The sequence below is a fragment of the Poseidonibacter lekithochrous genome, from assembly GCF_018861145.1.
Taxonomy (GTDB): Bacteria; Campylobacterota; Campylobacteria; order Campylobacterales; family Arcobacteraceae; genus Poseidonibacter; species Poseidonibacter lekithochrous_A.
In genome coordinates this window covers 271,534-280,381 of record NZ_JAHKQT010000017.1, presented here as the reverse complement: position 1 = coordinate 280,381, position 8,848 = coordinate 271,534, and the positions used below count along the sequence as shown (strand labels likewise).

The 8,848-nt window shown below is 27.4% G+C and carries 7 protein-coding genes; 2 read left to right on the top strand and 5 right to left on the bottom strand.

From position 1 onward, the window contains the following. Nucleotides 1-154 precede the first annotated feature (154 nt). Nucleotides 155-1,051, top strand: coding sequence for a LysR family transcriptional regulator (locus KO488_RS07300; RefSeq protein WP_216058132.1), 897 nt, complete (start codon nt 155-157; stop codon nt 1,049-1,051). An 85-nt stretch (nt 1,052-1,136) separates the two neighbouring features. Further along, the gene (locus KO488_RS07295) at nt 1,137-2,660 is read left to right on the top strand and encodes a bifunctional GNAT family N-acetyltransferase/carbon-nitrogen hydrolase family protein (RefSeq protein ID WP_216058131.1); all 1,524 of its coding nucleotides are present in this window, start codon (nt 1,137-1,139) and stop codon (nt 2,658-2,660) included. A 30-nt stretch (nt 2,661-2,690) separates the two neighbouring features. On the opposite strand, the gene purF is transcribed toward KO488_RS07295, so the two are convergent. The 5 genes from purF to KO488_RS07270 all read right to left on the bottom strand — a co-directional run bounded on the left by purF (nt 2,691) and on the right by KO488_RS07270 (nt 8,824). Next, a complete protein-coding gene (gene purF / locus KO488_RS07290) occupies nt 2,691-4,040 on the bottom strand; it encodes an amidophosphoribosyltransferase (protein WP_216058130.1) in 1,350 nt (449 codons plus the stop codon). Between the two features lie 77 nt (nt 4,041-4,117). Further along, the gene (gene dapB, locus KO488_RS07285; RefSeq protein ID WP_216058129.1) at nt 4,118-4,891 is read right to left on the bottom strand and encodes a 4-hydroxy-tetrahydrodipicolinate reductase; all 774 of its coding nucleotides are present in this window, start codon (nt 4,889-4,891) and stop codon (nt 4,118-4,120) included. Nucleotides 4,892-4,908: 17 nt separating this feature from the next. Continuing rightward, entirely contained in the window at nt 4,909-5,838 is a 930-nt protein-coding gene (gene trxB / locus KO488_RS07280; RefSeq protein WP_216058128.1) for a thioredoxin-disulfide reductase, read from the bottom strand. 149 nt (nt 5,839-5,987) lie between these two features. After that, complete coding sequence (locus KO488_RS07275; protein WP_216058127.1) at nt 5,988-6,644, bottom strand: response regulator transcription factor; 657 nt, start codon at nt 6,642-6,644, stop codon at nt 5,988-5,990. After that, on the bottom strand, nt 6,641-8,824 hold the full coding sequence (locus KO488_RS07270) for an ATP-binding protein (protein ID WP_216058126.1): 2,184 nt from the start codon (nt 8,822-8,824) through the stop codon (nt 6,641-6,643). Before KO488_RS07270 ends, KO488_RS07275 begins: the two co-directional genes overlap by 4 nt. Between the last annotated feature and the right edge of the window lie 24 nt (nt 8,825-8,848).

Below are 8,848 nucleotides of genomic sequence, written 5' to 3'. Positions count from 1 at the left end.
GCGAATCATTCAATAATGATAATAAATTTTCAGACATCTTCTCTCCCGTAATATATTAATTATATCATATATTAAATAAATTTATTATTCTTCTTAATTATTCTATTTATAAATAAATGTTATGATAAATATAAATTATTTTACGGAGGATATAATGCTTACAGATTTTGCTAAATTACAAACTTTTCTAACAGTTGTTAGAGAAAAGTCTTTCTCAAAAGCTTCAGCAAAACTTGGTATTTCACAACCTGCGGTTACACAACAAATGAGATTTATTGAAGACTATTTAGATGTTCAAGTAGTTGACAGAAAAAAGAATGGTATAAGACTTACTAAAGAAGGTCAGATGCTTTATTCAATTGCTTTAAAAATAGAAAAATGTGTTACTAATGGAGAAAAAGAATTACTTAAAATTATGAACAAAGATGTAACTTTTATATTTGGGGCATCGTTTATTATTGGAAACTATATATTACCAAGATTTTTAAACAATTTAAAAGAAAATATTAACAATGAAGTTTCAATAAACGTTTCCGTTTCACATGAAGCGATAAAAGACTTATTAGACAAAAAAATTGATATAGCTCTAGTTGAAAACTATGTAGCTAATGATGATATTATTTACAGAGAATGGATGGAAGATGAAATAGTAATCTTCTCTAATCAAAAATTACCAGTAAAAGCAAAAGCTGAAGATTTATTATCTTATAAATGGGTTTGTAGAAATCCAGAATCAAATACAAGATTATTATTTAAAGAGAATCTTGATAAAGCTAATTTCCCTGATTGTGATACATTTGATGTTACAAGTGAAGTTACAAGTGCCACAACTATTGTACAAACTGTTTTACACTCAGATAAAACCATTACACCTACTGTTTCAATTGTATCTAGAAATGCAATTGATTCATTATTAAAATCTGGCGCATTATATGAATCAAGAATTAACAATCAAAAAATGGTAAGAAAACTATATATTGCATATAGAAAAGATAGAAAACATGATGCATTTATTGACAATGTGGTTGATTATCTACTTAAAATCAAATAATTATTAGGATTAATTCCTAATAATTATCTTATAATAGCATCCTTATATAACTACTTATATATGTACTTAAAATTAAAGGCATAAAATGGATGCAATTGATAAAATAGAACTTACATATCTTACTTTAGAAGACCATGAAAAAATAGTACTTCTTATGAATGATGAATATAGACATTTAGATGATTCATCTTGGACTTTAAAAGAATTTTCAATTTTACTAAACAAGTTTCCTAAAGGACAAGTTGGAATTAAAGTTGATGGAGAACTAACTGCATTTGCACTTAGTATTGTTGTTGATTATAGTAAGTTTGATGACTCACATACATACAAAGAAATTACTGGAGATTACTCATTTGATACTCATAATGACCATGGAGATACACTTTATGGTGTAGATGTTTTTGTAAGTAAAAAATATAGAGGATTAAGACTTGGTAGAAGATTATACGAATTTAGACAAGAACTTTGTGAAGAGTTAAACTTAAGAGGTATAATTTTTGGAGGAAGACTTCCAAATTATAAAAAATATTCTGATAAATTAACACCTAAAGAGTATATCTCAAAAGTTAGAGAAAGAGAAATCTATGATCCTGTATTAAACTTCCAACTTTCAAATGATTTTTATGTAAAAAGAGTTTTAAAAAATTATCTTGAAGGAGATATAGAAAGTTGCGAATATGCTTCATTACTTGCCTGGGATAATATTTATTATTCAAAACCCTCAAAAGCGCCAATGCAACAAAAAACTGTTATTAGATTAGGTCTAATACAGTGGCAAGTAAGACCCTATAAAAATATGGAAGAAGTACTTGAGCAAGCTGAATATTTTGTTGATGCTGTTTCAAACTATAGAAGTGACTTTGCCCTATTCCCTGAATTCTTTAATGCACCTTTAATGGCTGCTTTTAATCATTTAGGTGAAGCTGAGGCTATTAGAGAACTAGCAAAGTTTACTCCAAAATTTAAAGAAGAATTTTCAAGATTAGCAATTGCATATAATATAAATATTATTACAGGGAGTATGCCAGAACTTGTAGATGGGGATTTATATAATGTTGGATTCTTATGTAGACGTGATGGTTCTATTGAGAAATATTCAAAAATGCATGTTACTCCTGATGAAAAGAAAGTGTGGGGATTAAAAGGTTCAAATGAAATAAAAACATTTGATACAGATTGTGGAAAAATAGGAGTACTTATTTGTTATGATAGCGAATTCCCAGAACTTGGAAGACTTCTAGCACGTGAAGGAATGGATATTTTATTTGTTCCATTTTTAACGGATACTCAAAATGGTTATTCAAGAGTAAAAATTTGTGCACAGGCTAGAGCTGTTGAAAATGAATGTTATGTTGCAATTGCAGGATGCGTAGGAAATCTTCCAAAGGTTACTAATATGGATATCCAATATGCGCAATCTGCTGTATTTACACCATGTGATTTTGCATTTCCACCAAATGGAATAAAAGCTGAGTCAACTCCAAATACTGAGATGATTCTTATTGCTGATGTGGATTTAGAATTATTAAAAGAATTACATAGTTTAGGAAGTGTAACAAATTTAAAAGATAGAAGAACTGATTTATATGAGATAGAATTAAAAAAATAAATATTAGGGGTAAACCCTAATATTTAGACTTTAATTTTTTACGAAATAGTCGCCATCAAAACTTTCTAAGGCATAATTTCTATCATTACCTATAGCATTTACCAAGTCATCAATAGATAAATATTCTAAAGAATCAGCTTCAATATAATCTTTTACTTGATCTTTTGTCATATTATTAGAAATAAGTTCTTCTTTGTTAGGAGTATCAATACCATAATAACAAGGAAATTTAATTTCTGGACTTGCAACTCTAAAGTGAACTTCTTTTGCACCAGCATCTTTAAGCATTTTTACAATTCTTTTAGATGTAGTACCCCTTACAATCGAATCATCAATAACAAGTAATGATTTTCCTGTAATTAAAGATTTCATAGGTGAAAGTTTCATTCTTACTTTTAAGTTTCTCATTTCTTGTGTTGGTTCAATAAATGTTCTACCTACATAGTGATTTCTAATTATTCCATATTCAAAAGAAATTCCACTTTCAGCTGCATAACCGAGTGCTGCTGGAACACCTGAATCAGGAACTGGAATAACCATATCATATTTAGTTTTTGATTTAGAATCATTTCTTGCAAGTGCTCTACCCATATGTTCTCTTGTTTTATATACATTTTTACCATCTATTTCAGAATCAGGACGTGCAAAATATACATATTCAAAAGCACAAGGTCTAAAGTCAGGTTCAAAAAGTTGAATTGATTCTGGTTCATCATAATCTTCACTAAAAATCAACATTTCACCTGGTTTAACATCTCTTATAAAAGTAGCATCTACTAAATCAAAGGCACATGTTTCAGAAGCTACTATATAACCACCTGATTTTAATTTTCCTAAAGATAATGGTCTAATACCATGTTTATCTCTAATTACAAACTGTTTTGAACGTGATTGAACGATAAAACAATATGCTCCAACAGTTCGCTCTAATGCTTCTTTAATTCTATATCTTAATCTATCTTTTGTATTTTTAGCAATCAGATGAATTAAGTTTTCTGTATCCATTCCTGTTTGAAAAATAGCACCTTTATCAATTAGGTCTTTTCTCACCTCGTCTTTATTGATTAAGTTACCATTGTGAACAATAGATATTTCACCAAGTTTATACTTAGCAAATACTGGCTGAGCATCTAAAATAGAGTCTCCACCAGCTGTTGAGTATCTGTTATGACCAATAGCCATATTACCTTTTAGTACTTTTAATGCAGACTCATTGAATACATCTGAAACAAGACCTCTGTTTTTAATCGTATGAATCTTTCCATCACATGATGATGAAATACCTGTAGCTTCTTGACCTCTGTGTTGCATTGAAAACAAAGCTAAAGAAGCTAGTCTAGCAGCATTATCATTACCGTAAATTCCAACTATTGCGCACATTTATTTAACCTTATAAAAAAGAAAAAGTGAAAGTGAAAATATCTTTTTCTTTTAGTTTTATTTTATTTTTTTAATTCTTATAGACCTAAAGCATCATTGATTGAATATAATTTTGGATCTTTACCAATAATCCATTTAGCAACTTTTATAGCACCTTTTGAAAAAGTATTTCTTGATGTTGCAGTGTGATTTAATTCTAAAAACTCACCATCATTATATAAACCAACAGTATGACGACCTACAATGTCTCCACCTCTTAGTGCCATAACTGCTATTTCATCTTTAGTTCTTGCGCCAATTTGTCCATCACGTCCTGAAACTCTAACTTCATCAAGATCTAATTCTCTAGCATTCGCCGCATGTTCTGCAAGTGTTAAAGCTGTTCCAGAAGGAGAATCAACTTTATGCTTATGATGTTGTTCAACAATTTCAATATCAAAATCTCTTAAAGTTTTAGATGCCAAGTGCACTAGTTTATTTAAAACTGCAACACCTAAACTCATATTAGTTGCATATAAAATAGGTACTAATTTACTAGCTTCAAATAATAAGTTTTGTTGATGTTTTGTAAAACCTGTTGTAGCTATTACTAAAGGTTTTCTAGCACCATTTTCAACAACTTCTGTTAATAAAGCTTCAGTTGCACCAGGAGCTGAAAAATCAATAATTACATCAGAAGAATCAAATAATATTTTCATATCATTTGTAACAACTGTATCTTCAGGTAATTGCTTTGTTAATTTATCAAAAACATGAACAGCTGCAACTCTTGCTTGTTCGTCATCTTTTAAATCTTCAATTAATAATGAACCAACTCTTCCTGTACTACCTAGAATTCCTACTTTAATCATATTTTATAATTTCCCTTTTATCCAAGATATTCAATAATATTAACAGCTGCCGTTGCACCATCACCAGCTGCACAAACAACTTGTTTTGAAGCTTCAATTCTAACATCTCCAGCTGCATATAAACCTGGTACATTTGTTCTCATTCTTAAATCAACAACAATCTCACCAGCTTTATTTGTTTCACATAAAAAAGACCCATCTTCTTGTTTTAATGAATCATTTAATACATCTCGACCTACAAAAACAAATACTCCAGGAACTTTTAAATCTCTAATTTCACCAGTGATTTTAGATTTAACTTTTAATCCAGTAACACCCATATTATCACCATAAACTTCTTCAATATCACAATTTGTAACTTCTTCAATATTTTCTGCATTTTTCATATGTTCAATAGTTGAAGGAGCTGCTCTATAAGTATCACGTCTATGTACTACATATACTTTTGAACACATTTTTGATAAATAAACAGCTTCTTCTAAAGCAGTATCTCCACCACCAATTACAGCAACTTCTTTTCCTTTATAGAAAAAACCATCACAAGTTGCACAAGTAGAAACACCTTTTCCAAATAATATATCTTCACCTTTAAATCCAGCTCGTCTTGGAACTGAACCAGTTGCTAATAATACAGATCTAGCTTCTTGTGTTTTTCCATCTGCTGTAGTAATTGTAAAAACTTCATCTTTTTTTGTTACTGATGTAACTTGATTCATTTCATGTTTTAAACCAAATCTTTTACATTGTTCTGGCCAATTTTCCATTAAATCCATTCCAGTTACGATTTCACTTTGTCCTGGATAATTTTCAATTTCTGATGAAGTTGTAATTTGTCCACCAGGCATTCCCATTTCAAACATAGTAACGTTGTTTAAACCACCTCTAGTTGCATAAAGTCCTGCTGTTAATCCTGCAGGTCCTCCTCCAATAATTGCTAAATCTAACATATCAAATTCCTTTTATTCTATTATTTATAATTTATAGTATTTATTAAAAAGCTAATAATACTAAAATTTTTGTAAGTTACAGTTTAATCAAACCTTAAACTATTGGATAAAGTTTATCATCTACTAATTTATATCCAACTTAAATTGTTTTATATTAGTTTTACATTCTTATTTAAAGAGTATCCCATTCCTTTTGTTATAACTATTGCATCATTTGGTATTTTCTTTCTTAGCCTTTTTATCATTGCTCTAATGTTTGTAAGATTTGTATCATCCCCTTCCCATACATACTCTTCAATTTCTTCATATGTTGCAACATGATGTAAGTTTTTTGAAAAAAGTTCTAGAAAAAGTATCTCTTTTTTTGTTAATTCTATTTCTTTCTTATTTTCATATAAAATATGATTTATAAAATCAAACTCATAAACCTCATCAAATTTTAAAAATCTTTTTTGAATTACACATAGTTTTTTAACTTTTTGAACTAATTCTAAAATATAAAAAGGTTTTTTAATATAATCACTACACCCTAATTCATATGATTTTTGGATTTTTTCCAAGTCATGATTTGAACTAATTATAATTACAGGAGTTTCTTTATGATTAATTCTCAATAATTCAAGTAAAGAAATACCATCAATATGAGGTACATTAATATCTAAGATAAAACAATTATATCCATTATCAAGTACATTTAGAGCTTCATCTCCATCTATAAAAGTATCCACACTATAACTCTCTTTTTCTAAAGCCATTTTCATTACATTTAATAGTCTTTCATTATCTTCTAGTATTAATATTTTCATTTGACATTTCCAAAAATCATTTTAAAACAAGCTCCATCTTTTATATTCTCTACTTCTATTTTACCATTCATTTTATCTTCAATAATCATTTTTGCCATATATAAACCAATTCCATGTCCATCTTTTTTAGTAGAATAATATGGCTTGAAAATCTTTTTTAATTTAGATGTTTCAATTCCACCTGCATTATCTTGGATTGTTATAAAAAGTTTATTCTCTTTATTATAAAACTCTATATCTATTTTTCTGTTTTTTAAATCATTTTTTAAAAGTTCATCTTTTGCATTATTAATTATATTTAGAGTTGATTGCATAAACTCATTTCTATATCCATAAATATTTGTATTAGTATTTTCAAAAACTTTTATAGTTACATCTATATAGTTATATTTTATATTATGATTTACAATTTGTAAAATTGAATCAAGCGATTCTTTTGCATCAAACACTTTCTTTTCATTTGAAGGCACTATAAAGTTTTGAAAGTCATTTATAGTTTTATTCATATAATCAACTTGCGTCATTATATCTTTTACATATGATTCATCTTCATTAGTAGTGGTATTTGAAGAATAAAAACTCTCTTGAGCTATTGTAGTAATTTCAACTAATGGTGATTTCCATTGATGTGCAATTGAAGAAAATATTTCTCCTATTTCTGCTAATTTTGATTGCTGGATAACAAACTCTTGATTTTTTTCTCTTTCAACTTCATACTCTTTTTCTTTTGTAATATCTGTGAAAATGGTAACCGTTCCTGTCTCTTTTGTTTTACTATCGCAATATGAAGTTTGCTTTATAAAATATATCTTTTTTACATTTTTTGAAATTTGAAATTTAAAAATAGTATTTTCTTTTTCATTCTCTTTATATTTATCTAAAATATATAAAAGTTTTGAAGCATTTTCATTCTCTTTAAAATCATTTAACTTCTTACCATAAATCTCTTTACTTTGTAAACTAATAAAATTACAAAACTTTTTATTTGAATCAATTATTTTACCATCTTTGTTTTGCCAAAATATTGGACTCTCAATTGCATTTAAAAGTACAGAGTCAAACTCTATTCTTTGAATTAGCATTTTTTCTGTTTTCTTTCGTAGATATATGTTATGAAATAATCCAATTATCAAAAGAACTAATATAGGTGATATTGTAAAAACAAAATCTATTAAACCTCTATTTTTATCGTAAAAAGTTAGTCTTCTATTTACTATTTTATAATCATAAGGAACTTGATTTACGGCAAGTGTAAATTGATCTAATTTCTTTGCATCAAATACATAATCAAAGTCATTAAATTTTTCAATTGAAAAACTCTTATTTTCTAAAATATCTAAGGCTATTAGGCCTGCTTTATTTCCAAACTTTTCTAAATCAACTATTTTCCCACCAACTGCACCTTTTTTATTAAAAATTGAATCAGTAATAAATACTGGTACTTTAGAGTTATTAATAAACTCTTTTATAGCTTGATTTTTATTTAGCTTTCCATCACTATTTTTATAAAAACGAATAAATAAAATAGCACTATTTTCTTCATATTTTGCAAATCTCTTTTCCAAGTTTGCTAAAGTATCCTCTCTTAAATAAATTAATTCATACCTATTATCAAATTCATTAAATAGTTCTTTTATCAAAGGCTCTGTATGCTTTGCATTTATACTTTTATCATCTATTACATACAATTTTTTAATAGTTGGTATTATCGTTTCTATTAATTTTACATTTGCAGATAAGTCTCTTTTTTCAATTAAAGCTGATACTTTATTTTCAATTCCATATTTTTTAGCTTTAATTGGAGAGAAGTTCTCAATCCCAACAGCTAAAATAGCTTCGTTGAGGAAAAAATCATTATAATTTTCTAAAACAAAATCATAAGCAAATCTATCTATGGCTATTACTAAATCATAATTACGACTTTGTAATTGAACTTTATATAAATTTTTTAAATTCTTGAAATATTCATCAGATGTTATTCTTTTTGCATCCATATATAACAGTGTAAAATCAATATCTTCATGTTTATGTAATTGTTTTTCTAATCCTAAAATTATATTATCACTAAATTCATAACCTTTATGATACGAGTTAATAATTAGAATAGAACTATTTGCAAAAAGAAAAGTTGACAAAAAGAAAGTATATATAAGGAAATAAATGATTGTTAGTTTTTTCATTAAATAATTATAGTAGATTATTGC

Excerpts from the sequence above, each read along its gene's own strand:
- KO488_RS07300 (WP_216058132.1), top strand. The coding sequence starts at position 155 with ATGCTTACAGATTTTGCTAAATTACAAACTTTTCTAACAGTTGTTAGA.
- KO488_RS07295 (WP_216058131.1), top strand. The coding sequence starts at position 1,137 with ATGGATGCAATTGATAAAATAGAACTTACATATCTTACTTTAGAAGAC.
- purF (WP_216058130.1), bottom strand. The coding sequence starts at position 4,040 with ATGTGCGCAATAGTTGGAATTTACGGTAATGATAATGCTGCTAGACTA.
- dapB (WP_216058129.1), bottom strand. The coding sequence starts at position 4,891 with ATGATTAAAGTAGGAATTCTAGGTAGTACAGGAAGAGTTGGTTCATTA.
- trxB (WP_216058128.1), bottom strand. The coding sequence starts at position 5,838 with ATGTTAGATTTAGCAATTATTGGAGGAGGACCTGCAGGATTAACAGCA.
- KO488_RS07275 (WP_216058127.1), bottom strand. The coding sequence starts at position 6,644 with ATGAAAATATTAATACTAGAAGATAATGAAAGACTATTAAATGTAATG.
- KO488_RS07270 (WP_216058126.1), bottom strand. The coding sequence starts at position 8,824 with ATGAAAAAACTAACAATCATTTATTTCCTTATATATACTTTCTTTTTG.